24 protein-coding genes are annotated in these 24,609 nt (G+C 72.8%); 12 read left to right on the top strand and 12 right to left on the bottom strand.

Annotated features, from left to right (window positions below; all coding sequences use genetic code 11):
* Positions 1 to 222 precede the first annotated feature (222 nt).
* Both IE252_RS11575 and IE252_RS11570 read left to right on the top strand, forming a co-directional pair.
* Entirely contained in the window at positions 223 to 624 is a 402-nt protein-coding gene (locus IE252_RS11575; RefSeq protein ID WP_190089267.1) for an STAS domain-containing protein, read from the top strand.
* An 11-nt stretch (positions 625 to 635) separates the two neighbouring features.
* A complete protein-coding gene (locus IE252_RS11570) occupies positions 636 to 1,112 on the top strand; it encodes an ATP-binding protein (RefSeq protein WP_190089266.1) in 477 nt (158 codons plus the stop codon).
* On the opposite strand, the gene IE252_RS11565 is transcribed toward IE252_RS11570, so the two are convergent.
* Positions 1,095 to 2,000, bottom strand: a complete 906-nt coding sequence (locus IE252_RS11565; RefSeq protein ID WP_190089265.1) for a SigB/SigF/SigG family RNA polymerase sigma factor — start codon at positions 1,998 to 2,000, stop codon at positions 1,095 to 1,097. The two genes, IE252_RS11570 and IE252_RS11565, sit on opposite strands and share 18 nt — an antisense overlap.
* A gap of 170 nt (positions 2,001 to 2,170) precedes the next feature.
* Here IE252_RS11565 and IE252_RS11560 point away from each other — a divergent pair, with 170 nt between their 5' ends.
* Positions 2,171 to 2,587, top strand: coding sequence for an ATP-binding protein (locus tag IE252_RS11560; RefSeq protein WP_229848223.1), 417 nt, complete (start codon positions 2,171 to 2,173; stop codon positions 2,585 to 2,587).
* Between the two features lie 139 nt (positions 2,588 to 2,726).
* Complete coding sequence (locus tag IE252_RS11555; protein ID WP_190089263.1) at positions 2,727 to 5,660, top strand: HAMP domain-containing protein; 2,934 nt, start codon at positions 2,727 to 2,729, stop codon at positions 5,658 to 5,660.
* A gap of 33 nt (positions 5,661 to 5,693) precedes the next feature.
* On the opposite strand, the gene IE252_RS11550 is transcribed toward IE252_RS11555, so the two are convergent.
* Both IE252_RS11550 and IE252_RS11545 read right to left on the bottom strand, forming a co-directional pair.
* The gene (locus tag IE252_RS11550; protein WP_190089262.1) at positions 5,694 to 7,958 is read right to left on the bottom strand and encodes a SpoIIE family protein phosphatase; all 2,265 of its coding nucleotides are present in this window, start codon (positions 7,956 to 7,958) and stop codon (positions 5,694 to 5,696) included.
* Positions 7,959 to 8,060: 102 nt separating this feature from the next.
* Entirely contained in the window at positions 8,061 to 8,567 is a 507-nt protein-coding gene (locus IE252_RS11545; RefSeq protein WP_190089261.1) for a DUF6328 family protein, read from the bottom strand.
* Between the two features lie 192 nt (positions 8,568 to 8,759).
* Between IE252_RS11545 and IE252_RS11540 the strand changes: the two genes are divergently transcribed.
* Genes IE252_RS11540 through IE252_RS11530 form a run of 3 tightly spaced genes read left to right on the top strand, consistent with a single transcriptional unit; the run spans position 8,760 to position 10,680 of the window.
* Positions 8,760 to 9,797, top strand: a complete 1,038-nt coding sequence (locus IE252_RS11540; protein WP_190089260.1) for an iron-containing redox enzyme family protein — start codon at positions 8,760 to 8,762, stop codon at positions 9,795 to 9,797.
* A gap of 51 nt (positions 9,798 to 9,848) precedes the next feature.
* The gene (locus IE252_RS11535; protein ID WP_190089259.1) at positions 9,849 to 10,502 is read left to right on the top strand and encodes a HemK2/MTQ2 family protein methyltransferase; all 654 of its coding nucleotides are present in this window, start codon (positions 9,849 to 9,851) and stop codon (positions 10,500 to 10,502) included.
* A complete protein-coding gene (locus IE252_RS11530) occupies positions 10,483 to 10,680 on the top strand; it encodes a CDGSH iron-sulfur domain-containing protein (protein ID WP_190089258.1) in 198 nt (65 codons plus the stop codon). The genes IE252_RS11535 and IE252_RS11530 overlap by 20 nt, the downstream gene beginning before the upstream one ends.
* Before the next feature lie 3 nt (positions 10,681 to 10,683).
* On the opposite strand, the gene IE252_RS11525 is transcribed toward IE252_RS11530, so the two are convergent.
* The 3 genes from IE252_RS11525 to IE252_RS11515 are packed head-to-tail and all read right to left on the bottom strand — an operon-like array spanning position 10,684 to position 14,323.
* Positions 10,684 to 12,771 (bottom strand): xanthine dehydrogenase family protein molybdopterin-binding subunit, encoded by a 2,088-nt coding sequence (locus tag IE252_RS11525; protein ID WP_190089257.1) that lies wholly within the window; start codon positions 12,769 to 12,771, stop codon positions 10,684 to 10,686.
* A gap of 26 nt (positions 12,772 to 12,797) precedes the next feature.
* Complete coding sequence (locus IE252_RS11520) at positions 12,798 to 13,784, bottom strand: FAD binding domain-containing protein (protein ID WP_190089256.1); 987 nt, start codon at positions 13,782 to 13,784, stop codon at positions 12,798 to 12,800.
* A complete protein-coding gene (locus IE252_RS11515) occupies positions 13,781 to 14,323 on the bottom strand; it encodes a 2Fe-2S iron-sulfur cluster-binding protein (protein WP_229848220.1) in 543 nt (180 codons plus the stop codon). The genes IE252_RS11520 and IE252_RS11515 overlap by 4 nt, the downstream gene beginning before the upstream one ends.
* Positions 14,324 to 14,606: 283 nt before the next feature.
* Here IE252_RS11515 and IE252_RS11510 point away from each other — a divergent pair, with 283 nt between their 5' ends.
* Positions 14,607 to 15,698: a carboxylate-amine ligase gene (locus tag IE252_RS11510; RefSeq protein ID WP_190089254.1), complete on the top strand. Its 1,092-nt coding sequence runs from the start codon at positions 14,607 to 14,609 to the stop codon at positions 15,696 to 15,698.
* Between the two features lie 34 nt (positions 15,699 to 15,732).
* Here IE252_RS11510 and IE252_RS11505 read toward each other — a convergent pair whose 3' ends face one another.
* Positions 15,733 to 18,126 (bottom strand): ATP-binding cassette domain-containing protein, encoded by a 2,394-nt coding sequence (locus IE252_RS11505; RefSeq protein ID WP_190089253.1) that lies wholly within the window; start codon positions 18,124 to 18,126, stop codon positions 15,733 to 15,735.
* A gap of 322 nt (positions 18,127 to 18,448) precedes the next feature.
* Between IE252_RS11505 and IE252_RS11500 the strand changes: the two genes are divergently transcribed.
* On the top strand, positions 18,449 to 19,252 hold the full coding sequence (locus tag IE252_RS11500; protein ID WP_190089252.1) for an RNA polymerase sigma factor SigF: 804 nt from the start codon (positions 18,449 to 18,451) through the stop codon (positions 19,250 to 19,252).
* A 126-nt stretch (positions 19,253 to 19,378) separates the two neighbouring features.
* On the opposite strand, the gene IE252_RS11495 is transcribed toward IE252_RS11500, so the two are convergent.
* Positions 19,379 to 19,735 carry a PRC-barrel domain-containing protein gene (locus IE252_RS11495; RefSeq protein ID WP_190089251.1) on the bottom strand — a complete coding sequence of 119 codons (357 nt, stop codon included), beginning with the start codon at positions 19,733 to 19,735 and terminating at the stop codon, positions 19,379 to 19,381.
* Positions 19,736 to 19,908: 173 nt separating this feature from the next.
* Positions 19,909 to 20,070, bottom strand: coding sequence for a hydrophobic protein (locus IE252_RS11490; protein WP_190089250.1), 162 nt, complete (start codon positions 20,068 to 20,070; stop codon positions 19,909 to 19,911).
* A gap of 168 nt (positions 20,071 to 20,238) precedes the next feature.
* On the opposite strand from IE252_RS11490, the gene IE252_RS11485 reads away from it, so the two are divergent.
* Entirely contained in the window at positions 20,239 to 20,574 is a 336-nt protein-coding gene (locus IE252_RS11485; RefSeq protein WP_190089249.1) for an HAD family hydrolase, read from the top strand.
* Between the two features lie 12 nt (positions 20,575 to 20,586).
* Here the strand turns inward: IE252_RS11485 and IE252_RS11480 are convergent, their stop codons facing one another.
* Complete coding sequence (locus tag IE252_RS11480) at positions 20,587 to 20,976, bottom strand: hypothetical protein (RefSeq protein ID WP_190089248.1); 390 nt, start codon at positions 20,974 to 20,976, stop codon at positions 20,587 to 20,589.
* 138 nt (positions 20,977 to 21,114) lie between these two features.
* The gene (locus IE252_RS11475; protein WP_190089247.1) at positions 21,115 to 22,932 is read right to left on the bottom strand and encodes a thiamine pyrophosphate-requiring protein; all 1,818 of its coding nucleotides are present in this window, start codon (positions 22,930 to 22,932) and stop codon (positions 21,115 to 21,117) included.
* A 166-nt stretch (positions 22,933 to 23,098) separates the two neighbouring features.
* Here IE252_RS11475 and IE252_RS11470 point away from each other — a divergent pair, with 166 nt between their 5' ends.
* Entirely contained in the window at positions 23,099 to 23,338 is a 240-nt protein-coding gene (locus tag IE252_RS11470; protein ID WP_190089246.1) for a DUF6479 family protein, read from the top strand.
* Positions 23,339 to 23,361: 23 nt separating this feature from the next.
* On the opposite strand, the gene IE252_RS11465 is transcribed toward IE252_RS11470, so the two are convergent.
* On the bottom strand, positions 23,362 to 23,832 hold the full coding sequence (locus tag IE252_RS11465; RefSeq protein ID WP_190089245.1) for a Dps family protein: 471 nt from the start codon (positions 23,830 to 23,832) through the stop codon (positions 23,362 to 23,364).
* Between the two features lie 183 nt (positions 23,833 to 24,015).
* Here IE252_RS11465 and IE252_RS11460 point away from each other — a divergent pair, with 183 nt between their 5' ends.
* Complete coding sequence (locus tag IE252_RS11460) at positions 24,016 to 24,603, top strand: nucleosidase (protein WP_190089244.1); 588 nt, start codon at positions 24,016 to 24,018, stop codon at positions 24,601 to 24,603.
* Positions 24,604 to 24,609 lie beyond the last annotated feature (6 nt).

Raw genomic sequence — 24,609 nt, 5'->3', positions numbered from 1 at the left:
CCGGGTCACCCCGTATCAGCAGCTCAAACCGGGGTGCGGCCGATCCAGGGCAGGCCCGCCCGGCTCGGCCGTACCGATCGCGGAAGCGGGTCCGGCCGGGGAGGATGGGTGGGCCGGGCTCGCGCCCCGCCCGAGCACTGGAGCGCCGATCATTGGGCACTCTTCCTACAGGCGCCCGGTGCGGAGCACCACCGAGCAGTGGCGAAGGAGGCGGGTGGACCCATGTCACCGGACACGAGCGACGACTCGTACGACGGGGGCACCGCCGGGGGCAGACGGTTCGCCGTCGCGGCACGGCGAGTCGGCGGGGCCGCGGTGCTCTCACTCACCGGCGAGCTGGACCACGACACGGTGGAGCCGTTGCGCACTGCCCTCGCGGAGCAGATCGCGGCCGCCCCGGAGCGGATCGTGGTCGACTGCGCCGGTCTGCGGTTCTGCGACTCGACCGGCCTGAACGCGCTGCTGCGGGCGCGGGCGGCGGCCACACAGGCCGAGGGCGGCGGCATCGAGCTGGCCGCGCTCCAGCCGCCCGTAGCCCGGATGTTCGAGATCACCGGTGCGTACGCGGTGTTCCGCATCCACGCCGACCTGGACCAGGCGCTCACGGGCCGCCCGCCGGAGTAGCGGAGAAGGCGATGGGTGACATGGGCCGGGCCGGGCGGAGCCAGATCCGCCGCCTGGAGCTCTTCGGCACGAAGGGCGTGGTCACCCGCTGCCGCGACTTCACCGCGCTCGCGCTGGCCGACTGGGGGTGGACCACGACCGCCCGGGAGGACGACCGGGCGCGCGTGGACGACGTGCTCCTGCTCGTCTCGGAGGTCGTCACCAACGCCTGTCTGCACGCGGGCGGGCCGCGCGAGCTCGTGCTGCGCCACGCGGACGGCCATCTGCGGGTGGAGGTCGCCGACGGCAGTCCCGTCGCCCCCGCCCGCCGCCCCCGGGCCCCCTCGCTGCCGGGCGGCCACGGTCTGATGGTGCTCGACCGGCTCGCCGGGGACTGGGGCTCGCTGCCGGTGGGGACGGGCAAGGTGGTGTGGCTGGAGGTCGCGCTGCCGTCGCGGGCGCAGGGGTCACCCTCACCGGGGTACCGGCACTCACCCGGGAGCCGCTGACCGGTCCGCGTCCGGTTCGGGGGCGTCTTCGAGCAGCCCCGCACGCAGCCGTTCCAGGATCTGGGCCAGCAGGCGCGAGACGTGCATCTGGGAGAGCCCGACCCTGGCGCCGATCTCTGCCTGGGTCAGCTCCTCGCCGAAGCGCAGGGAGAGCAGGGCGCGCTCGCGGTCGGTCAGGCCCGCGATGAGCGGTTTGAGGGATTCCAGCGAGTCGACGACGTCGAACGCGCCCTCCTCCTCGCCGAGCCTGCGCATGAGTCCGGCGGCGGCCCCGGTGTCGTCGTCCGGCACGTCCAGCGACCGCGCCATGTAGCCGTTGGCCGCCCGCTCGCCCTCGACGACCTCGGCCTCGGTCACCCCGAGGTGGGCGGCCAGCTCCGCCGTCGTCGGCGGGCGGCCCAGCTCCTGGCCGAGCGCCTCAAGGGCCCTGGCCAGCCGCAGACGCAGCTCCTGAAGCCTGCGGGGTACCTGGACCGCCCAGCTGGTGTCGCGGAAGAAGCGCTTCATCTCCCCGCTGATCGTGGGCAGCGCGAAGGAGGAGAACTCCACCTCCCGCTCCACGTCGAAGCGGTCGATCGCCTTGATCAGCCCGATGGTGCCGACCTGGACGATGTCCTCCATCGGCTCGGCGCGGTTGCGGAACCGCCGGGCCGCGAACTTGACCAGGCTGAGGTTCAGCTCGACCAGCGTGTTCCGTACGTACGCGTGCTCGGGCGTGCCCTCCTCCAGCTCGGCCAGGCGCCGGAACAGGGTCGCCGAGAGGGACTGCGCGTCGCCGGTGCTCAGGTCCTGGGGCCGCGCCACCTCGGGTATGCCGTCCAGCGCGCGGGCACGGACCACGGGCGCCGGTGCTTCCGTACGGACAGTGTCTTCGCGAGCGGTGGACATGGGGCTCCTTCGACGGGGCGGGGGCCTGCGCCGCCGGGTGGCGGCGGGTCCGTCGTCCGAGCGTCCTGAGGGGGTGATGCCCGCATTTAGGTGCTTTGATGCGGATTGTGGTTCATTCGTCAGGGTCCGGGCACCCGCCCGGTATGCATCGCGGGCATGCCACGGAACACGTGACGGAGAGTCGCCGGTTCAGCCTCCAGCGGGGACCGGGTGTGGTGGCCCAGTGCCGCGACCTCACCCGGAAGGTCCTCGACGAGTGGCTCGGGCCCGGCGGCGGGCAGGGGCGGGTGGCGGTGGCGGACGTGCTGCTGCTGGTCTCCGAGGTGGCCACCAACGCGTGCCGACACGGTGACGCCCCGTACGAGCTCCGCCTCGACCGCATCGACGGCAGGCTGTGGGTGCAGGTGAGCGACCACAGCCCGCTGGGTCCGCACCCGCACGGCAGGCACCGCCCGGCCGCTTCGTCGGGGCACGGCCTGTATCTGCTGCAGCGGCTCTCCTCGGCCTGGGGCTGGGTGCCGCGCGGGGCGGGGAAGACCGTGTGGTTCGAGATGCCCGTGGGTCCTCCGGCCGGGCCGGCCCGCTGACGGGCGCCTCGCACGCAGGTGCCCCGCCCCGGGATGTCGGCAGGGGCCGACCGTGCCAGAGTGGAGGGGCCCGTCGGGCTCGCCGTACGCGCGAGCCGCGCACGGGCCGTGCGCCACGACGGCTCGATGCGAGGTTGCGATGGACGTGTCTGGTCGCATCCCCGGCCACGGCTCCTCCGATCCCCCCGCGGAGCCCGCCGAGGACGCCCTGCGCCGACTGCTCGCGGGGCTCACCGCCGTACGGGACGGGGATCTGTCGGCCCGGCTGCCCGATGACGCGGGCGGCCCGCTGGGCGAGATCGCGACCATCTACAACGGGATGGTGGAGCAGCTGTCCCTGGTCACCTCCGAGGTCACCCGGGTGGCCCGGGAGGTCGGCGGCCAGGGGCTGCTCGGCGGCCACGCCAGGGAACCGCGGGTGCGCGGGGTGTGGCTGGAGCTGACCTCCGGTGTGAACACCATGGCCGACAACCTCACCTCGCAGGTGCGCTCGATCGCCCAGGTCGCCACGGCGGTGGCGCGCGGCGACCTCACCCAGAAGATCCGGGTGGACGCGCGCGGCGAGATCCTGGAGCTGAAGGAGACCATCAACACGATGGTCGACCGGCTCTCCTCGTTCGCCGAGGAGGTCACCCGCGTGGCCAAAGAGGTGGGCACCGACGGCAAACTCGGCGGCCAGGCCACCGTACGAGGGGGGTCGGGCACCTGGAAGGACCTCACCGACAACGTCAACTTCATGGCGAACAACCTCACCAACCAGGTGCGCAACATCGCCCAGGTCACCACCGCCGTGGCGGGCGGCGACCTGACCCGCAGGATCGACGTGGACGCACGCGGAGAGATCCTGGAGCTCAAGACGACCATCAACACGATGGTGGACCAGCTGTCGTCGTTCGCCGCCGAGGTCACCCGGGTCGCCCGCGAAGTGGGCAGCGAGGGACGGCTCGGCGGCCAGGCGGAGGTCGAGGGCGTCTCCGGCACCTGGAAGCGGCTCACCGAGAACGTCAACGAGCTGGCCGGGAACCTCACCCGGCAGGTCCGCGCCATCGCCGAGGTCACCAGCGCGGTCGCCGAGGGCGACCTCACCCGCTCGATCACGGTCGACGCGCCCGGCGAGGTGGGCGACCTCAAGGACAACATCAACGCGATGGTCGAGTCCCTGCGGGCCACCACCCGGGCCAACGAGGCCCAGGACTGGCTGAAGACGAACCTCGCCCGGGTCTCCGGGCTGATGCAGGGCACCGCGAACCTGCCCGACCTAGCCGAGCTGATCATGAGCGAGGTGCCCCCGCTGGTGTCCGCTCAGTACGGCGCCTTCTTCCTGACCCACGAGGACGAGCACGGCACGGAGCTCGTGATGACCGCCGCCTACGGCTCCCCCGACGACCCCGCCGCCGGGCCGCGCCGTTTCCGCCTCGGCCAGTCCCTGGTCGGCGAGGCCGCCCGCAGCAGGCGCACGATCGTGGTGGACCGGGTCCCGCACGGTTACGCGACGATCGCCTCCGGCGCCGGTTCCGGCGACCCCGGCCAGCTGATCGTCCTGCCGGTGGTGGTCGAGGAGCAGGTCCTCGGCGCCGTGGAGCTGGCCGCGCTGCGCCCCTTCAGCGAGCTGCACCGGGACTTCCTGGACCAGTTCATCGAGACGGTCGGCGTCAACGTCAGCTCGCTCATCGCCAGCGTCCGCACCGACCAGCTGCTCGGGGAGTCCCAGCGGCTCACCTCCGAACTGCGCACCCGCTCCCAGGAGTTGCAGGAGCAGCAGCGGGAGCTGAGGCGCTCCAACGCCGAACTCCAGGAGAAGGCGGCGCTGCTCGCCGACCGCAACCGGGACATCGAGGGCAAGAACCTGGAGATCGAACAGGCCCGCCAGGAGCTGGAGGTGCGGGCCCAGCAGCTCTCGCGGACGTCCATGTACAAGTCGCAGTTCCTGGCCAACATGAGCCACGAGCTGCGCACTCCGCTCAACAGCCTGCTCATCCTGGCCCGGCTGCTCGCCCAGAACCCGGACGGGAACCTGACGGCGAAGCAGGTCGACTACGCCGAGGTCATCCACTCCGCGGGCTCCGACCTGCTCCAGCTCATCAACGACATCCTGGACCTGTCCAAGGTCGAGGCGGGGAAGATGGACATCCGCCCCGAGCCGTTCTCGCTGCGGCAGCTGCTGGACTACCTGGAGGCGACCTTCCGCCCGGTGGCCGCCGAACGCGCCCTGGACTTCCAGGTCGTGGCCGCCCCGGGCCTGCCCGAGGAGCTGACCACCGACGAGGCGCGGCTGCGCCAGATCCTGCGCAACCTGCTCTCCAACGCGCTGAAGTTCACCGACAGCGGCCGCGTCCGGCTCGACGTCCACACCGCCGCCGCCGACCAACTGCCGTACGCCCTGCGCTCCGCTGGCCCCGCGCTGGCCTTCCGGGTCACCGACACCGGCGTCGGCATCCCCGAGGACCGCCTGGAGAGCGTCTTCGGCGCCTTCCAGCAGGGCGACGGCACCGCCGCCCGGCGGTACGGGGGCACCGGCCTGGGCCTGTCCATCAGCCGTGAGGTGGCCCGGCTGCTCGGCGGGGTGATCGTGGCGGAGAGCGCCGTGGGCCGGGGCAGCACGTTCACGCTCTATCTGCCGCTCGGCGGCCGCTCCGACCGCACTGCTGAGCACGACGCCGAGCCCGTACCGCAGGCCGAGGCTTCCGCGCCCGCGCCGTCCGGGCACACCGTCCTCGTGGTGGACGACGACACGCGCAACGTCTTCGCGCTCACCCAGATCCTCGAACACGCCGGGATGCGGGTGCTGACGGCGGCCGGGGGCCAGGCCGGGATCGACCTGCTGACCGCCCGCGACGACATCGATCTGGTGGTGATGGACGTGATGATGGCCGGAATGGACGGCTACGCGGCCACCGCCGCGATCCGGCGCCAACCCCGCTTCGCCCGGCTCCCGATCATCGCGGTGACGGCGAAGGCGATGCCCGGCGAGCGCGCCAAGGCACTCGCGGCGGGGGTCGACGAGTACGTCGCCAAACCGGTCGACGCGGACCGGCTGCTGGCCGTCATCCACGACCACCTCAAGGGAGACTGACCTTCCGTCAGAAGGGGCCGGTCGAGGGGCGGTTCAGCCGCGCACCCGGATCGCGACGACGCTGGTGTCGTCGTCCGTGTCGCCGGTGGCCGCTTCGAGCAGCCGGTCCACCTGTTCCTCGACCTCGCACGCGCTCGACTGCTCGGCGAGGCCCACCAGCGTCTCCAGGCCCTGGTCCAGCGCGTCGTGGCGCCGCTCGATCAGACCGTCCGTGTACAGCAGCAGGGTGTCGTCGCGGCGCAGTGGTGTGCGCATCTCCCGGTACGTCACGGACGGGCTCGCGCCGAGCAGCAGGTCGTGCGGCCCCTCAAGGAGCCGCGCCCGGCCGTCGCGCAGCAACAGCAGCGGCAGGTGCCCCGCGCTCGACCAGCGCAGCGACCGGTCGGCCGGATCGTAGAGGGCGCACACGGCGGTGGCGGTCGGGCCGCCGCTGGTGCGCAGCGCCACCTCGTTCAGCCACTCCATCAGCCGCCCCGGCGTGTGGCCGCTGAAGGCGAGCCCCCGCAGCGCGTTGCGCAGGGCGACCATGCCGGTGGCGGCGCCGATGCCGTGCCCGGCGATGTCACCGACCGCCAGCAGGACCCGGCCGCTGGGCAGCGGCAGCGCGTCGTACCAGTCGCCGCCGACCCGGTACTCCTGCGCGGCAGGCCGGTAGCGGGCCGCGACCGACAGGCCCGGCAGCTCCTGGATGCCCGGCGTCTCGGGGACGATGGCCTGCTGGAGGCGCAGGGCCATCTCGTCACGGATGGCCGCCTGCTTCTGTACGGCCGTGAGCTGGTCGAACGTCGCCGTCAGCGCGGCCTCGGTACGCCTGCTCGCCGAAACGTCCTGGTAGACGCCGGTGATCCCGGTGACGACGCCGTCGTCGACGAGCGGCTCGGCGGCGACGCGGACGTGCCGCAGCGTGCCGTCGCCCCGGACGATCCGCAGGACGGCGAGCGCGCCCCGCTGGTGTTCGGTGAGGGTGGTGAGCAGCCGGGTCAGCACGTCGCCGTCCTCGGGGTGCAGCATCGACCGCATGGCGAGCAGCGGGACGGGCGCCGCGTCCCGGTCGATGCCGAAGATGCGGTAGGCGGGCGCGGACCACACCGAGGCGTCGCCCGCCACGCTGTCCCGGAACAGCGCCACGCCTTCGAGATGGCCCACGGCCCGGCTCGCGGACATCTCGGGGTCGCTGCTGGCGTGCCAGAGCACCACGGTCCGGTCGGCGCCCGCGGGCAGGACGCGTACGTCGAGGAGCGGCGCGGCCGTCGCCTCTGCGGCCAGCCTCGGCAGCCGGGGCACGCTCTGGCGCCTGGACGAGCCGTGGGCGCCCCGGGCCAGCCGGGCGAGCTCGGCGTGGACGTACGGGAAGGCGAGGGCGAGCGGCCGGCCGACGGGCGGCGCGGACCCGCCCAGGCTCCGCACGGCGGGCCCGTTGGTGTACTCGACGGCCGGCGCGAGGGACTCGGGCGCTCCCCGCAGCACCATCGCGGGATGGCCGAGCGCGTCCAGTACATCCAGCAGCGCGGGCACCTCGGACGGCTCGCCCTCGACCCCGCCGAGCACAGTCCCGGCGACCTCCACCAGCCCGGTCAGGGCCCGCCGCAGCGCCGCGTCGAAGTCCACCGGCTCCGGCCACACGACCAGCGCCAGGCCCACGATCGCCCCCTGGGCGCCCAGCGGCAGCAGCGCCCGGCCCGCGCGCCGCCCCGGGCCCGGCAGCTCCTCGCCGTGCGGCGGGCCGGAGCCGAGCCAGCAGGCGCTGCCGTCCACCACGACCGAATGGAACATGGCGGGTGCGCCCGGCGGGATCCACTGCCACACCACCGCCTCGGCGGCGCTCACCCCGGCGTGCCCGGCGAGCCGCAGACAGCCCGTCTCCGTACGGCGCCACAGCCACAGGCTCTGGGCGCCCAGAGGTGCCAGACCGCCCTCCAGCAGGGCCGCCGCGGATTCGTCGACGCTCTCGTACGTCTCGGCGGCCGCCACCGCACGGCGGGCCCGGCGGGCCTCGGCGAGGGGCGGGGCGCCCTCGGCGGCCGGGGCGGCCCCGGGGTCGCCCGCGACGCCGTTCACCACGTCCGCGGCGAGGTCCTCCGGGCTCACCCCGGTGTCCCGCGAGAGTTTCTCCAGGTGCTCGCGCGCCTGGGCGGGGCCGACGCGCAGCTGCGCCGCGAGGACTCCGGTGGCCAGGTCGAGGAGGTGGTGACGGGCGCGCTCGGCGCGCAGCCGGGCGGCCTCGGCGGACAGCGCGGCGATGGTCGAGGCCGTCTGCGCGCCGACCGTCCCCGAGGTGTCCGGCACCGGCTTGATCACGGCATCTCCCGTCCCGAACGGTCGGAGAGCGGGCCAACGTGTCCCCTGCGGATTTTACCCGCGCGGCCCCTTTCGTTCCCGGGCGCGAGGCCGGTCACGCGCTCAGTCCGCCTCGCCCTCCGTGTGCCAGTGCCGCACCCACAGCGGCAGCACGAACCAGCACACCAGGTACCAGGCCACCACGGCGCCGACCAGCCACGGCCAGTACCCGCCGTGCGAGGCCACCCGCAGTACGAGGATGAGCGAGCAGGTCATCGTGGCCAGGAGCAGGACGAGCCCGACGACGGTGAGCCGGGAGGCCCAGGCGACGGCCGTCGGTTTGATGTGGCGGCCGGCGAGGAGCCGGTGGAAGGAGACCGGAGCCACCAGGGCGCCCGTGGTCGCCGATCCGAGCACGACCGTGGCGACGTAGATGGCCTTGTCGGTGTCGCCGAGCTGGTGGAAGAGCGGGGTGAAGGCGACGGTCAGGAGGAAGCCGAAGAGGATCTGCACGCCCGTCTGGGCCACCCGGACCTCCTGGATGAGGTCGCCCCACTTGCGGTCCGCCCGCCCCTCGGCGGTCTCGTCGCGGCCGCCGTCGGTGCGCCGCGTCCTGTCGTCGCTGTCCATCGCAGCCTCCTGCCACTCTCCGCGCCCCGGCACGGCCACCCGCTCCCACGGCACGCGAACGGTCACGCATCGGTACCCGCTCCTACGGATCGCAATCCGGCGGCCACCCGGGAGGGACGGACGGGACGCCCGTGACCGACGGCGTACCGGGTGCGCCCGTTGCGTACGGCATTCAGGGGGTACCCGCAGACCATGACCATCGATCAGCGGGGCCCCGCCCTGCCGGACGGCCGCGGCGAGGTCTCCGCAGCCGTGATCGCCCACCTGCGCGGCGAGGGCACCCCGCTCCCGGACGCGCGGGCGGCCGCCGGCGCCGACCCCTACGGCGACGACCTCCAGCTCGCGCTGTACGTCTGCTACGAGCCGCACTACCGGGGCTTCGCCGGGGTGGACGACGCCGTCGAATGGGATCCCGCGCTGCTCGCCGCGCGCGCCCTGCTGGAGGCGCGCTTCCTCGACGCCCTGCGCCGCGACGCGGCCCGTGGCCACGGTGTGGACGAGGCCGTCGACGACCTGCTCGTCGAGCCCCTTCACGGCACCGGGGTCTCGCACCACCTCCAGGAGGAGGGCCGTCTGTGGCAGCTGCGCGAGTACGCCGCCCAGCGGTCGCTCTACCACCTCAAGGAGGCCGACCCGCACGCCTGGGTGCTGCCCCGGCTGTGGGGCCGGGCCAAGGCGGGGATGGCGGCGGTGGAGTTCGACGAGTTCGGCGGCGGCCGCGCCGAGCGGGTCCACGCCCGGCTCTTCGCCGACCTCATGGCCGACCTGGGCCTCGACACGGCGTACGGCCGCTATCTGAACGCCGCATCGGCGCCGACGCTCGCCACGGTGAACCTCATGTCCCTGTGCGGGCTGCACCGGAGCCTGCGGGGCGCGCTCGTCGGGCACTTCGCCACCCTGGAGATCACCTCGTCGCCCGCATCCCGGCGTCTGGCGCTCGCGATGCAGCGCGCGGGCGCGGGCCCCGCCGCCGAGCTCTTCTACACCGAGCACGTGGAGGCCGACGCGGTGCACGAGCAGGTGGTGCGGCACGAGGTGATCGGCGGCCTCCTGGAGCAGGAGCCGCACCTGGCGCCCGATGTCGTGTTCGGCATCGACGCCACCGTGTTCCTGGAGGACCGGTTCGGCGAGGATCTGCTGGGGCACTGGCGGGCGGGGCGCAGCTCGCTGCGGACACCGCTCGACGGCCCGGCCACCGTGTCCGTTGGACCGGAACCGGATTCCGACTGATAAACACGCATTTACGAGGATCTTTCCCGTTTGGCCGGGCACTCGGCGTACATGACTCTCCTGGCCCCACCGGGCGTCTACACCCCGCAGGCCGACACCGCTCTGCTGGCCGATGCGCTGCGCGACGAGGCGGTGTCGCCCGGGGCCCAGGTCCTCGACGTGGGTACGGGCACCGGCGCGCTGGCCCTCGCCGCCGCCCGGCGCGGCGCCCGGGTGACCGCCGTGGACATCTCCTGGCTCGCCGTTCTCACCGCCCGGCTCAACGCACGGCTCGCCGGTCTGCCGGTGCGTGTGGTGCGCGGAAACCTGCTGGCGCCGGTGGCGGGGCAGGCGTACGACCTCATCCTGAGCAATCCGCCCTACGTGCCCGCGCGCGCCGCCGCCCCTCCCCGGCACGGCGCCGCGCGGGCCTGGGACGCCGGGCACGACGGGCGGCTGTTCGTGCGCCGCATCTGCCGCGAGGCACCCCGCCTGCTGCGTCCCGGCGGGGTGCTGCTCCTTGTCCACTCCGCGCTCAGCGGGCCGGAGGCGAGTCTGCGGGAGCTGCGGAGCGCGGGGCTCAAGGCGGCGGTGGCCGCGCGCGGATTCATCCCCTTCGGGCCCGTCCTGCGGGCCCGGCGGGCGTGGCTGGACGCGCAGGGCCTGATCGAGGAAACCGAGACGACGGAAGAGCTGGTGGTCATCCGTGCCGAACGACCCGTCTGACAAGCCGCGCCGCATCCGCGTCCGGCGCGAGGGGCCCGTCCTCGTCGAGGGGCCCGTGGAAGTCGTCCTGGAGGACGGCACCAGCGCGGTCTCCGACCGCTGTGTGGTGGCGCTGTGCACCTGCCGCCGCAGCCGGACCTACCCGTGGTGCGACACCAGCCACCGCCACCGCGCCTGAGCGTCAGACGTGGACGCGGTCGGGGGTGAGCGGCAGTTCCCGGAAGCGGACGCCGGTGGCGTGGTGGACCGCGTTTCCGATCGCGGCGGCCGTTCCCACGATGCCGATCTCCCCGATGCCCTTGCTGCCCATCGGGTTGAGGTGGGGGTCCTCCTCGTCGATCCAGTGCGCCTCGATCGCGGGCACGTCGGCGTGGCCGGGCACGTGGTAGCCCGCGAGGTCGCTGCCGATGAAGGCGCCGGATGCGGGGTCCACACCACCGCCCTCGGTGAGCGCCATGCCGAGGCCCATCACCATGCCGCCGATGAACTGGGAGCGGGCGGTGCGCGCGTTGAGGATCCGCCCCGCCGCGTACACCCCGAGCAACCGCCGCACCCGTACTTCTCCGGTGTCGGTGTCCACAGCGGCTTCGGCGAAGTGGGCGCCGAACGCGTGCCGCGCGTAGGGGGATTCCGCGTCCGCGGTGCCCGCGGTGTCGGCGGACGCGGTCATTCCCCCGGGCGGCAACGGGCCTGACCGCTCGGCGAGTTGGCGGGCCAGGTCCCGGCACGCCTCGTGCACGGCCCAGCCCCAGGACGCCGTGCCGGCGGACCCGCCCGCGAGCGGCGCCCTGGGCAGGCCGGTGACACCGATCTCCGTACGGACCGAGTCCACCCGGACACCGAGCGCCTGCGCCGCGATCTGGGCGAGTACGGTACGGGCGCCGGTGCCGATGTCGGTGGCGTTGAGCCGTACGACGTACAGCCCGTCGGGGTGGGCGGTGACCGTGGCGCGGCTGGGCGAGACCAGGACGGGATAGGTGGCCGCCGCGACCCCGGTGCCGGTGAGCCAAGGTCCCGAACGCCGTACGCCCGGCCGGGGGTCGCGACCGTCCCAGCCGAAGCGCGCGGCGCCCTCGCGCAGGCACTCGACGAGGTGCCGGCTGCTGAAGGGGCGCCCGCTGTCCGGCTCGGCCGGGGGTTCGTTGGCCACCCGCAGCTCGATGGGGTCCATCCCGAGGGCGCAGGCGAGTTCGTCGACGGCGGACTCCAGGGCGTACATGCCGGGTGCCTCGCCCGGTGCGCGCATCCAGGACGGGGTGGGGACGTCCAGAGCCACCGCCCGGTGGCTGGTGCGGCTGCTCCCGCTGGCGTACATCACGCGGGCCGGGACCGCCGCCTGCTCCACGAACTCCCTGATGCGCGAGGTGTGCGTGGTGACCTCGTGGATCAGCGAGGTGAGGACGCCGTCGGGCCGGGCACCGAGCCGGACGCGGTGCAGGGTCGGGGCGCGGTGGCCGACCAGTTCCGTCAACTCACGCCTGAGCAGGGCGAGTTGGACCGGGCGTCCGGTGTGCCGGGCGGCCAGTGCGGCGAGGACGACATGGGGGCGGGGTGTGCCTTTGGAGCCGAAGCCGCCGCCGACGTGCTCGCAGACGACGCTCACCCGCTCCTCGGGCAGCGCGAAGAGCTTCGCCAGGGTGGCGCGTACGGTGTCGCCGCCCTGGCTGGAGTCGAACACGGTGAGCTCGTCGTCCCGCCAGAGCGCGGTCGCCCCGTGCGGCTCCATGGGGTGGTTGTGCAGCGGCGGCACCGCGTACGACACGTCCACCCGGACCGCCGCGTCGGCGAACGCGCCGTCCGGATCGCCCTGCCGACGCTCCCCCGGGTGGCCCCCGTTGACCTCATCGGGTTGGTAGGCCCGCGGGTGATCCACCGTCAGGGTCACGTCGTGCGGCTCGGTCGCATAGCGCACCCGTACGGCCCCGGCGGCCTCCCGGGCCGCCTCCAGGGTCTCGGCGACGGCCAGGGCGACCGGCCAGCCGTGGTGCGGCACCCGGGAGTCCTGGAGCACGGCCAGCGTCGGATCGCCCGCGTCGGCGAGGCGCGGGGCGGAGTCCGAGGTGAGGACGGCCAGCACTCCGGGAAGCGCGAGCGCGGCCGAGGTGTCGAGGGAGACGACCGTGCCGCGCGCGACGGTCGCGGGCACCGGCCATCCGTACACCCGGCCCGGCGGCGCGTATTCCGTCGCGTATTTGGCGGCGCCGGTCACCTTCGCGCGCCCCTCCCGGCGCTCGACCGGCGCACCCGGGGCGCTCGGGGTCGCTCCCACGGCGGCTCTCCTCTCCGGGGGCCCGGTCAGGTCCGGGCGGTCAGCGAGCCGAGCACTTCGCAGGCGAGGTCGCGGGCGAGGGACACCTTGTACGCGTTGTCCCGCAGCGGGACGGCGGCGGCGAGCTCGGCGTCCACGGCCCGGGCGACCGCCTCGGGGGTGGGCGCACTGCCCAGCAGCGCGGCCTCCGTCCGCCGGGCACGCCACGGGCGGTGGGCCAGCCCGCCGAACGCGACCCCGATGTGCCGGACCACACCGCCCCGCACCTGGACGGTGGCGGCGACGGAGGCCAGCGCGAAGGCGAACGACGCCCGGTCCCGCGCCTTGCGGTAGCGCGAGACGGTGCCGCCGGGCAGGGGCGGCAGCAGCACCCCGGTGATGAGTTCGCCGGGGCGGATCACGGTGTCCTGGTCGGGGCTGTCCTGCGGCAGCCGGTGGAACTCGGTCAGCTCGACCGTCCGGCCGCCGCCCGGTCCCGCCAGCTCGACCACCGCGTCGAGCGCCGCCAGCGCCACGGCCAGGTCGGAGGGGTGGGTGGCGACGCAGTGCTCCGAGTGGCCGAGCACCGCGTGGTCGCGGTTGACGCCGGTCAGGGCGCCGCAGCCGCTGCCCGGCACCCGCTTGTTGCACGGCTTGCCCACGTCCTGGAAGTAGGCGCAGCGGGTGCGCTGGAGGAGGTTCCCCGCGGTGGTGGCCACATTGCGCAGCTGGCCGGAGGCCCCGCTGAGCAGCGCCTGCGACAGCACCGGATACCGCTCGCGGACCAGCGGATGCCCGGCGAGGTCGCTGTTGCGCACGGTCGCGCCGATCCGCAGCGCGCCGTCGGGCAGCTCCTCCACCTGGTCAAGGGGCAGCCGCGAGATGTCGATGAGCACCTCGGGCCGCTCCACGCCGAGCTTCATCAGATCGACGAGGTTGGTCCCGCCGCCCAGATACCGCGCTTCCGGGCGGCCCGCGTGGGCGGCGGCGGCCTCTCCGACGCTCTCGGCCCTCACGTACAGCAGCGGCTTCACACGATCACCTCCCGCGCGGCGACATCGCGTACGACCACTTCCTGCACGGCCTCCACGATGTGCGGATACGCCCCGCAGCGGCACAGGTTGCCGCTCAGCCGCTCCCGGATCTCCTCGACGGTCAGCCGCACCGGGGCGTCGGTCGGCCGGTCGGTGTCGGTGACGACCGACGGCTGGCCCGCTCTCGCCTCCTCCAGCATGCCCACGGCCGAGCAGAGCTGGCCCGGGGTGCAGTAGCCGCACTGGAGCGCGTCCCGGTCCAGGAACGCCTGCTGCAGGGGGTGCAGATCGCCGTCCGCGCCCGCCGCCTCGGCGAGCCCCTCCACGGTGACGACCTCGCACCCCTCCTGCGCCACCGCGAGCAGCAGACAGCTGTTGACCCGTCTGCCGTCGACGAGCACGGTGCACGCCCCGCACTGGCCCTGGTCGCAGCCCTTCTTCGACCCGGTGAGGGCGAGGTGCTCGCGCAGCAGGTCGAGGAGGGTGGTGCGGTGGTCGAGCTCGATGACGTGGACGGTGTCGTTCACCTTCAGGGTCATGCGCGAGTGCGTGGGCGGGAGCACGCCACCGCGGTCGGCCGGTCCGGAGTCGGGCCCGGGGCTGTGCTCACGCGGGCGATCGCTTGCTTCCATCCTCACGGCTCCTCGGTCTGACGGGTCGACGGCTTCTCCACACCCTCGTACAGCCGCCACCCTCCGGCATCTCGGCGGCACCTCCCACTGCTCCGCGCGCCGGTCGTGCGCCCCTGCGCCGGGGGCGTACCGGCCGACTGGCGCAAACGCACACGGGTTCGACCGGTTCGGGCGCGGGTAACCACCTCTCATGCTCACCTTTGGGGTCGAAGAAGAGTATTTGCTGGTGGACCCCGTGACCGGCCGGCCCCTGCCCCGTTCGGAAGAGGTACGGGCACTGACCGGACCGGACACGGTCGAGGAGCCGGAGGTGCAGGCCGAGCTGCTCCAGGCTCAGGTGGAGGTGGCGACCCCGGTCTGCCTGGCTCTGGCGGAGCTGGGCGGCCATCTGGTGCGTCTGCGGCACACGGTGGGGACCGCGGCGGAGCGCGTGGGCTGCAGGGTCGCCGCCGTGGGGGCCGCTCCCGTCAACGGCGCGGGGCCCGTCCCCGTCACTCCGCGGCCGCGCTATCTGGCGATGCAGACGAACGCGGGGCAGCTGGTCGACGAGCAGCTGATCAACGGCATGCACGTGCACGTGGGAGTGCCGGACCGGGAGGTCGGCGTCGCCGTCCTCAACCGGATCCGCGTCTGGCTGCCCACCCTGCTCGCCATGTCGGCCAACTCACCGCTGTGGCACGGCCGCGACACCGGGTTCGCCAGCTGGCGCACCCTCGTCTTCAGCCGCTGGCCGGTCAGCGGCCCCCCGCCGCGCTTCGCCGACCTCGACGACTACGAGAGCCGCGCGGAGGCGCTCATCACCGCCGGGGCGGTCAGCGACAGCGGGCAGCTCTACTGGCACGCGCGCCTCTCCGAGCGCTACCCCACTATCGAGGTGCGCTGTCTCGACGTGCAGGTGCGGGTCGACGAGGCGGTGATGCTCGCCGGGATCATCCGCGCCCTGGTCGCCACCGCGATCCGCGAGCACAAGGACGGCGAGCCCGTACCGGAGTGCCCGCTCGAACTGCTCCAGGCCGCGACCTGGCGCGCCGCCCGGGAAGGCCTCAACGGCGTCCTCCTCGACCCCGCCGGACAGCGGCGCAGCTGCGGCGACGTGCTGTGCCAGCTCGCGCGGCACATCGGCCCCGCTCTGGAGGCGTCGGGCGACGGGCTTGAGGTCCACTCCATGATGCAGCGGCTCCTGCGCCGGGGAACCGGCGCCGACCGGCAGCACCGGGCCTTCACGGAAGGCGGGATTCCGGCGGTTATCGACCTGATCACGAGCGAGAGCGTCAGGACCTAGCGCCGCTGCGTATGGGGCCCACGAGCGCTGGGGGTCACTCGCCGACGTACCGCGCCAGATGCTCGCCCGTGAGGGTGGAGCGGGCGGCGACCAGGTCGGCGGGGGTGCCCTCGAAGACGATCCGGCCGCCGTCGTGGCCCGCCCCGGGGCCGAGGTCGACGATCCAGTCGGCGTGCGCCATCACCGCCGGGTGGTGCTCGACGACGATGACCGACTTGCCGGAGTCGACGAGCCGGTCGAGGAGGCCGAGCAACTGCTCGACGTCGGCGAGGTGGAGGCCGGTGGTCGGCTCGTCCAGGACGTACACGCCGCCCTTGTCGGCCATATGGGTGGCCAGTTCGAGCCGCTGCCGCTCGCCGCCGGACAGCGTGGTGAGCGGCTGGCCGAGGGTGAGGTAGCCGAGCCCGACGTCGGAGAGCCGGGTGAGGATCCGGTGCGCGGCCGGCGTACGCGCCTCGCCGTCGGCGAAGAACTCCTCCGCCTCGCCCACCGACATCGCCAGCACCTCGCTGATGTCGCGGCCGCCGAGGTGGTGGTCGAGGACCGACGCCTCGAACCGCTTCCCCTCGCACTCGACGCAGCTGGTCGCCACTCCGGCCATCATCGCCAGATCGGTGTAGATCACTCCGGCGCCGTTGCAACCGGGGCAGGCGCCCTCGGAGTTGGCGCTGAACAGCGCCGGCTTCACGCCGTTGGCCTTGGCGAACGCCTTGCGGATCGGATCGAGCAGCCCGGTGTACGTGGCGGGGTTGCTGCGCCGCGATCCCTTGATGGCCCCCTGGTCGACCGACACCACGTCCGCGCCCGGCGGGAGCGAGCCGTGGACCAGGGAGCTCTTGCCGGAGCCCGCCACGCCGGTGACGACGCAGAGCACGCCCAGCGGCAGGTCGACGTCGACGTCGCGCAGGTTGTGCGCGGTCGCGCCGCGGATCTCCAGCACCCCGCCGGGCGTGCGCACCTTCTCCTTGAGGGCGGCCCGGTCGTCGAGGTGGCGGCCGGTGACGGTGCCGCCCGCCCTCAGCCCCTCGACGGTGCCCTCGAAGCAGACGGTGCCGCCCGCCGTACCCGCGCCGGGGCCGAGGTCGACGACGTGGTCGGCGATCGCGATCGTCTGCGGCTTGTGCTCCACCACGAGCACCGTGTTGCCCTTGTCGCGCAGCCGCAGCAGCAGGTCGTTCATCCGCTGGATGTCATGGGGGTGCAGACCCGTGGTGGGCTCGTCGAAGACGTACGTGACGTCGGTGAGCGAGGAGCCGAGGTGGCGGATCATCTTGACCCGCTGGGCCTCGCCGCCCGACAGCGTGCCCGACGGCCGGTCGAGGGCGAGGTAGCCGAGGCCGATCTCCACGAACGAGTCGAGGGTGCGCTCCAGGGTCGCGAGGAGCGGCGCCACGGACGGCTCGTCGAGGCCCCGGACCCAGGCGGCCAGGTCGCTGGTCTGCATCGCGCAGGCGTCGGCGATGCTGATCCCCTCGATCTTCGACGACCGGGCCGCCTCGCTGAGCCGGGTGCCGCCGCACTCGGGGCAGTCGGTGAAGGTGACCGCCCGGTCCACGAACTCCCGGATGTGCGGCTGCATCGCCTCCCGGTCCTTGGAGAGCATCGACTTCTGGATCCGCGGGACCAGCCCCTCGTACGTCATGTTGATGCCCGCGATCTTCATCCGGGTCGGCTCGCGGTAGAGGAAGTCGTGCAGCTCCTTCTTGGTGTACTTGCGGATCGGCTTCTCCGGCGGGAAGAAGCCCGACTCGGCGTAGAGCCGGGAGTTCCAGCCACCGCCCGTATAGCCAGGGACCGTGATCGCGCCCTCGGCGATCGACTTGGAGTCGTCGTAGAGCTGGGCGAGGTCGATGTCGGTGACCGCGCCCCGGCCTTCGCAGCGCGTGCACATGCCGCCGGTGCGGTTGAAGGTCGCCTTCACGGCCTTGGTCCGCCCGGCACCCCGGTCGACCGTGATCGCGCCGCTCGCCCGGACCGAGGGGACGTTGAAGGCGAACGCGTTGGGCGAGCCGATGTGCGGTTGCCCGAGCCTGCTGAAGAGGATGCGCAGCATCGCGTTGGCGTCGGTGGCGGTGCCGACGGTGGAGCGGGGGTCGCCGCCCATCCGCTGCTGGTCGACGACGATCGCGGTCGTCAGCCCTTCGAGGACGTCGACCTCGGGCCGCGCCAGGGTGGGCATGAAACCCTGGACGAAGGCACTGTACGTCTCGTTGATCAGCCGCTGCGACTCCGCGGCGATCGTGTCGAACACCAGCGAGCTCTTGCCGGAGCCGGAGACCCCGGTGAACACCGTCAGCCGACGTTTGGGGATCTCGACGCTGACGTCCTTGAGGTTGTTCACGCGCGCCCCGTGCACCCGGAGCACGTCGTGGCTCCCGCCGCCCCGCGGCGCCTGCGACCGCGCGCCCGTCCTCCTGGCCGTGCCCATGGTGTCTCCCTCTGCCGTGCCGACCGCTTTCGCGATCTACGCCGGGGTCGCGCCCGGCTCGATCTAACCAGCTTCGGGCAGCGGCGTCGCCCCGGTGACGGCGGCGGGCGCGGACAAACGCCCCGGCATTCGCCCGGCCTCGCACCCAAAGTCACCCCTCGCACACACCACGAAGTTTCCCGGAATTCCGCTCCGCCGCATGCATACGGCCCGTTCCAGTGGAAATACGCTGCCACGGAATGGGCGGCGGGGACCTACACCCCGGCCCTGCACCCCCTCCTTTTCCGACGGAGATCCCTTTTCCGTCCGAGGAGCGCACGTCATGTCCACTCACTGCGCCAATCGCCGCACGTACGACGACACACCGGATACCGACGAAGCGTTCGTGCGACTCACCGCACTGCCCGACGGGCCCGAACGGGCGGCACTGCGCGAGCAGTTGGTGAATTCCTGGCTTCCCCTCGCGGAACGGCTCGCCGGACGTTTCCGCGACCGCGGCGAATCCGTGGAGGATCTGCGCCAGGTCGCCGCCCTGGGCCTGCTCAAAGCCGTCGACGGCTTCGATCCCGCCCTGGGCACACCGTTCGTCGCCTACGCCGTTCCCACCATCACCGGCGAGATCAAGCGCCACTTCCGCGACCACATGTGGACCCTCCACGTGCCGCGCCGCGTCCAGGAGCTCCGCAACCGCGTCCGCACGGCCCGCCACGAGCTGCAGTCCGCCGGAACCGGCGAACCGACCGTCCGGGAGCTGGCCGAACACACCGGCCTGAGCGAGACGGACGTACGGGACGGCCTGGAAGCCCTCGACGGCTTCCGCGCCATGTCCCTGGACGCCGAACAGACCGGCGGCACGCCGAGCTCGTACACACTGGCCGACACCATCGGCTGCGAGGACCCGGCGCTCGACACGCTGATCGACCGCGAGTCCGTCAAGCCCGGTCTGCGCGAACTTCCCGCCCGGGAGCGGAAGATCCTCTATCTGCGCTACTTCCAGGGGATGACACAGAAGAACATCGGCCGGGAGCTCGGCATCTCCCAGATGCACGTGTGCCGACTGCTGCGGCAGTGCTGCACGCGGCTGCGCGAGGAGGCGATGTGCGCGGCGCCGGGTGAGGCGGCGTGAGCGGCGAACGCAGCGGGGCCGCCCGGATCTGCTGTTCCGGGCGGCCCCGCTGACTGAGGGAATCTTGCTCTTGTGTGCTCAATGGGTCCTGATACACGCGGTCCTGATGGCAACGTCAGACGACCGTCAGACGACCGGCGGGCGACCGCTGTAGTAGCCACCGACCTGGTCGTGGTAACCGGGGTCACCGAGGTGCTTCTCCCGGTCGAACTCGGGGGCGGACTTGATCTGGGCCTTCGTACGGTCCACGTACACCTTCTTCTCGGCCGCGTCGAGCCGCGTCACGGTACCGGCGGGCAGCAGCACGTGCTTGCCGAAGATCCAGACGCCGGTGTCGACCACGATGTACGCGGAGCCGACCTCGTCCGAGTGCTTGTCGACCTTGCCGATGCTCCCGTCGGTGGCCTCGACGCTCCAGCCGCGCAGATCCGCGCCGGCGAGGTGGCCGCTGGTTTCCGGGTAGCCCCAGATGTTCTCAGTCATGAAACGTGATTCCTTTCGTCATTCGTGCGCCAGAACTCGGTATTGGTGCACCGGAAGAGCGTCGCCGCTCAAAGCATTCGGTGACGCTCTCTCCCGACGGGCCGGGTGCCCGAGTTCCTCCGGCCCACACCTCGCTTTTTCGGCCTTTGCGGAACCTCCCGCGCGGAACACCGCTACCAGCGATACCAGCGGCCGGATCCACCCCTCGGCCGGGCGACGAATCCGATGAGCCACAGGACCAGTACCGCGATCGCGATCCACCACAGGATCTTGAGTGCGAAGCCGGCGCCGAAAAGGATCAGGACCAGCAGGAGAACGAGGAGCAAGGGGACCATGGCAATCAACCTCCAACTCTCCGTGTGCCCCCATCGGACGGCCACACACATTCCCGAAGACGTTTTATTGGTGGACCATTTGCCGGCGCCCGCCCGCGCTCATTCACGTGGTCGTTCAGTGGCCGTTCATGGGAATGGGGAGGCTTTCGAGGGGTATCCCACCACGGGATGCCCGGAGGGACGGACGAGATCATGCCGCAGACCGTTGTGATCACCGGCGCCGGCGCGGACGACGTCGACTCCGGGAAACCGGCCCCCGACCCCGTCCACCAGGCGCTGGCACTGGTCGACGGCGACGCCGCAACGTCGGTGTTCGTCGGCGACACGGTCTGGGACATGAAGGCGGCGGCCAGAGCCGGAGTGCGGCCCGTGGGCGTCCTGGCGGGCGGCATCCCGCGCGCCGATCTGGAGGAGGCGGGCGCGGTGGCCGTCTACGACAACCCGGCGGCGCTGTTGGCCGCGCTCGACGACAGCCCGGTGGCGGAGCTGGAGCGACGCGGCTGAGTGGGCGCGCTCCTACCGCCCCCGAAGTCGCAGTTGCAGATCCACTTCTTGGTCGCCCGAGGCCGCCCCCGCGTCCTCCACCTCGAAGGTCCGGTGCAGGACGTCCCGGAGCCGGGCCACCGCGACGGGGCCGCCCTGTACGTCGACGGTCACCGCACCGCCCAGCGCGGCCCGGCCCACCTCCTCCGGCACCCGCGAGGTGTCGAAGGCCGCCGTCCACACGGTCGGACGCGCCGGATCGGGGCTCGTGGGCCGGTGGCCCGCGTCGTCGGCGCCCGCGTCGACCGAGAAGTACCGGCGCAGCACGCCCAGGACCGACTCGGCGTCGTCGGCCGAACAGGCGCTGAGCACCACTTGGACGCGGTGTTCCGGCGGCGCCTGGGATGCGGCGGTGGGCTTCATCGGGGCACTCCTCCTGCGTCGGTCGGTACGGTCGGGTCCCGCGCGGGCACCCTGCGGGTTGCCCGCGCCCGGGCGGTGAAACCCACCCATGCCACTCTGCCCGCGTTCCCGGGCCACCGCCTCTTCGCGGGTCCCGCGTCAGGCGTCGCCACTCGCGCCCGGCCGGTCCTCCCGGTGTCGGCTGCCCGGCAGCATCTCCTGCACCTTCGCCTTCAGTCCCTGCCGGATCATGCCGACGCGGTCGCTGTCGCCCTTGACGATCGACGCTGCGGCGGCCTCGATCTGGTCGAGCGAGGCGTGCGGCGGGATCGGCGGGACCGCCGGGTCGGTGCGGAACTCGACGACGAACGGCCGGTCCGCGTCCAGCGCCCGCCGCCAGGCGCCCTCGACGTCACCGGGCTTCTCGACCCGTACGCCGTCGAGCCCGATGGAGCGCGCGAAGTCCGCGTACGGCACATCGGGGAGCTCCTGCGACGGCAGGAACTGCGGGGCGCCGGACATGGCGCGCATCTCCCAAGTGACCTGGTTGAGGTCCTGGTTGTTGAGCACCGCGACGACCAGGCGGGGGTTCTCCCACTCGCGCCAGTACTTGGCCACGGTGATCAGCTCCGCGAGCCCGTTCATCTGCATCGCCCCGTCGCCGACGATCGCGACGGCCGGGCGGTCCGGGTGGGCGAACTTGGCACCGATCACGTACGGGACGCCCGGCCCCATCGTGGCCAGCGTGCCGGAGAGCGAGCCGCGCATCGTGCCGCGCATCCGCAGATGGCGGGCGTACCAGTTGGCGGCCGAGCCGGAGTCCGCGGCGAGGATGACGTCGTCGGGCAGCAGCGCGTCGAGCGCGTGCACCACGTACTCGGGGTTGATCGGATCCGCGTCGATCGCCGCGCGCCGCTCCATCACCTGCCACCAGCGGGCGGTGTCCTTCTCGATCTTCTTGCGCCACTTGTCGTGCTTCTTGCGCTTGAGCAAGGGCAGCAGCCGGGTCAGCGTCTCGCGGGCGTCGCCGACGAGGTTGACCTCGAAGGGGTAGCGCAGTCCCACCATGAACGGGTCGATGTCGATCTGCACCGCCCGCGCCTGGTCGAGTTCGGGCAGGAACTGGGTGTACGGGAAGCTCGACCCCACCACGAGCAGCGTGTCGCAGTCCCGCATGAGCTCGTACGAGGGCCGGGTGCCCAGCAGGCCGATGGCGCCGGTGACGTACGGCAGGTCGTCGGGGAGCGCGTCCTTGCCGAGCAGCGCCTTGGCGACGCCCGCGCCCAGCACGTCCGCGAGCCGCTCGACCTCGGCCCGGGCGCCCCGCGCGCCCTGCCCGATGAGCACGGCCACCTTCTCCCCCGCGTTCAGGACTTCGGCGGCCCTGGCGATCTCGTCGTCGGCGGGAACGGGCGCGTAGTGCGCGGCGCCGAGGCTGGAGGGCACCATCTTGAAGGCGTGGCCGGGCGGTTCGTAGTCGAGCTCCTGCACATCGGCCGGGATGATCACGGCGGTGACGGTCCGCCGGGCGGCGGCGGTGCGCATGGCCCGGTCGATGACGTTGGGCAGTTGCTCGGGGACGGTCACCATCTCGCAGTACTCGGAGGCCACGTCCTTGAACAGGCTCAGCAGATCGACCTCCTGCTGGTACGAGCCGCCCATGGCACTGCGATTGGTCTGACCCACGATCGCCACAACCGGCACGTGGTCGAGCTTGGCGTCGTAGAGGCCGTTGAGCAGATGGATCGCGCCGGGGCCCGAGGTGGCCGCGCACACCCCCACCCGCCCGGAGAACTTCGCGTACCCCACCGCCTCGAACGCGGCCATCTCCTCGTGCCGCGCCTGGATGAACCGGGGTTTGTCGTCGGCCCGGCCCCAGGCGGCGAGCAGGCCGTTGATGCCGTCGCCCGCGTACGCGAAGACGTGCTCGACCTCCCACTGGCGCAGCCGTTCCAGAACATGGTCGGAGACTTTCATCGACACGGGATGACCTTTCCACGAGTGCCTTCTACGGGGCCGCGTCGGTGCACTGCCCGCCCAGGCCGGTGCCGCCGACGCGCTTGCGCCGGTACCCCTGTGCGGGCGCCTCACACGGCCCCAGGGGCGGATGTTTTCTTTCGCGCCCACCGGTCACCCGCCGTGCATGAACACCCTCACGCTCTCCCAGCCCCTCGCCGCCAGCACCTCGTCCTCGTGGCTGTTCCTGATCGTCGGCATCCTCGTCGTGGCCGTCCTGATCGGGGCCTTCTGGTTCGGCAGCCGCCGGGCCGCGCGGCGGCCGAAGCCCCCGCAGGGACCCCAGCCGCGCGCGGACTCCTGGCAGACGCCCGACACCCGACCACCGCAAGGGCCGGACGCGCCGGAGCACGACCACCACGTGTAGCGCGCCCGGGCGGGGGTGACGGGTCAGGCGTCCTCCGCCTGGAACATCCAGGCGTGCTTCTCCAGCTCCCCGGTCAGGGTGATGAGCAGGTCCTGGGTGACCGGATCCGGCTCCCCGGTCGCGGCGATCCGCTCGCGCATGCGCTCGGTCACCCTGCCCAGGGCGACGACGAGCACCTGCACGGCCTCGGTGTCCCTGATCCAGCCCTCCGGGACCGTGCCGATCGCGGAGGCGGCCGCCACGGTCGCGGCCCGGCCGTCCGGGGTGACACCGAGCGCGGAGGCGCGTTCGGCCACCACGTCGGAGTGCAGCCGCGCGGTGGTCACCACCTCGTCGAGCTGGAGGTGGACCGAGCGGAAGCGCGGGCCGACGACGTTCCAGTGCACCTGCTTGGCCACCAGCGACAGATCCACCAAATCCACCAGGGCACCCTGCAGCGCGGTCCCCACGACCTTCAGGTCGGCATCCGGCAACGTGCTCTTCACGGCAGCCACGGTGTTCTCCATTCCTGTGTACTGAGTCCCGGTCTCCGGGAAACCGGCGGGAGGCATACGCCGTCCCTCCGGTGCGCCTTCCTTGAAACACGGGCATCAAACGGGGCGCAGGTCAGGAGCACACCCACCCACACACCTGACCCGCCGCCGGAGCACCGATCCCACGGAAATACCCTGGTCCCCATGGAGCTCTCAGGACACATCGCCGCCGACCGCCCGCTGCTCGTGCTGGCCGTCAAGGAAGAGGCGCAGTTCCTCGACACGGATCTGCCCGTCCTGCTCACCGGCATGGGCAAGGTGAACGCGGCGGGCACGCTGGCCACCGTCCTGGGGCGCGGGCCGCACCCCTCCCGGGTCGTCAACCTGGGCACGGCCGGGGCGCTGCGCCCGGGGTGGACCGGCACCCATGTCATCGGCTCGGTGCTCCAGCACGACCTGGACAGCGACGTGCTGGCCGCGCTGACCGGCGAGGTGTACGGCCCACCGCTCGACGTGTCCGACCGGGGCGGGCCGACGCTGGCGACCGGCGACTCGTTCATAGCCGACGAGGAAGCCCGCGCCCGCCTGGCGCTGCGCGCCCACCTCGTCGACATGGAGGGCTACGCGCTCGCCTCCGTGGCGCAGCGGGCCGGTGTCCCCCTCCGTATCGTCAAGCACGTCAGCGACGAGGCGGGCGAGGGCGCGGCCAGGACGTGGCGCGAGTCGGTGGCCGACTGCGCCCGCGTCCTCGCCGCCTGGGCCGAGGCGAACATCCCGGAGTACACCGCCTGATCCGGC

The sequence above is a fragment of the Streptomyces melanogenes genome, assembly GCF_014649795.1.
Taxonomy (GTDB): Bacteria; Actinomycetota; Actinomycetes; order Streptomycetales; family Streptomycetaceae; genus Streptomyces; species Streptomyces noboritoensis.
The sequence above is the reverse complement of the archived record's forward strand: the minus strand, read 5'-3'. Positions and strand labels throughout refer to the sequence as shown.

Bases quoted from the DNA above. Each gene is read 5' to 3' on its own strand.
- IE252_RS11575 (WP_190089267.1), top strand. From the start codon at position 223: ATGTCACCGGACACGAGCGACGACTCGTACGACGGGGGCACCGCCGGG.
- IE252_RS11570 (WP_190089266.1), top strand. From the start codon at position 636: ATGGGTGACATGGGCCGGGCCGGGCGGAGCCAGATCCGCCGCCTGGAG.
- IE252_RS11565 (WP_190089265.1), bottom strand. From the start codon at position 2,000: ATGTCCACCGCTCGCGAAGACACTGTCCGTACGGAAGCACCGGCGCCC.
- IE252_RS11555 (WP_190089263.1), top strand. From the start codon at position 2,727: ATGGACGTGTCTGGTCGCATCCCCGGCCACGGCTCCTCCGATCCCCCC.
- IE252_RS11545 (WP_190089261.1), bottom strand. From the start codon at position 8,567: ATGGACAGCGACGACAGGACGCGGCGCACCGACGGCGGCCGCGACGAG.
- IE252_RS11540 (WP_190089260.1), top strand. From the start codon at position 8,760: ATGACCATCGATCAGCGGGGCCCCGCCCTGCCGGACGGCCGCGGCGAG.
- IE252_RS11535 (WP_190089259.1), top strand. From the start codon at position 9,849: ATGACTCTCCTGGCCCCACCGGGCGTCTACACCCCGCAGGCCGACACC.
- IE252_RS11515 (WP_229848220.1), bottom strand. From the start codon at position 14,323: ATGACCCTGAAGGTGAACGACACCGTCCACGTCATCGAGCTCGACCAC.
- IE252_RS11510 (WP_190089254.1), top strand. From the start codon at position 14,607: ATGCTCACCTTTGGGGTCGAAGAAGAGTATTTGCTGGTGGACCCCGTG.
- IE252_RS11505 (WP_190089253.1), bottom strand. From the start codon at position 18,126: ATGGGCACGGCCAGGAGGACGGGCGCGCGGTCGCAGGCGCCGCGGGGC.
- IE252_RS11500 (WP_190089252.1), top strand. From the start codon at position 18,449: ATGTCCACTCACTGCGCCAATCGCCGCACGTACGACGACACACCGGAT.
- IE252_RS11495 (WP_190089251.1), bottom strand. From the start codon at position 19,735: ATGACTGAGAACATCTGGGGCTACCCGGAAACCAGCGGCCACCTCGCC.
- IE252_RS11490 (WP_190089250.1), bottom strand. From the start codon at position 20,070: ATGGTCCCCTTGCTCCTCGTTCTCCTGCTGGTCCTGATCCTTTTCGGC.
- IE252_RS11485 (WP_190089249.1), top strand. From the start codon at position 20,239: ATGCCCGGAGGGACGGACGAGATCATGCCGCAGACCGTTGTGATCACC.
- IE252_RS11480 (WP_190089248.1), bottom strand. From the start codon at position 20,976: ATGAAGCCCACCGCCGCATCCCAGGCGCCGCCGGAACACCGCGTCCAA.
- IE252_RS11475 (WP_190089247.1), bottom strand. From the start codon at position 22,932: ATGAAAGTCTCCGACCATGTTCTGGAACGGCTGCGCCAGTGGGAGGTC.
- IE252_RS11470 (WP_190089246.1), top strand. From the start codon at position 23,099: ATGAACACCCTCACGCTCTCCCAGCCCCTCGCCGCCAGCACCTCGTCC.
- IE252_RS11460 (WP_190089244.1), top strand. From the start codon at position 24,016: ATGGAGCTCTCAGGACACATCGCCGCCGACCGCCCGCTGCTCGTGCTG.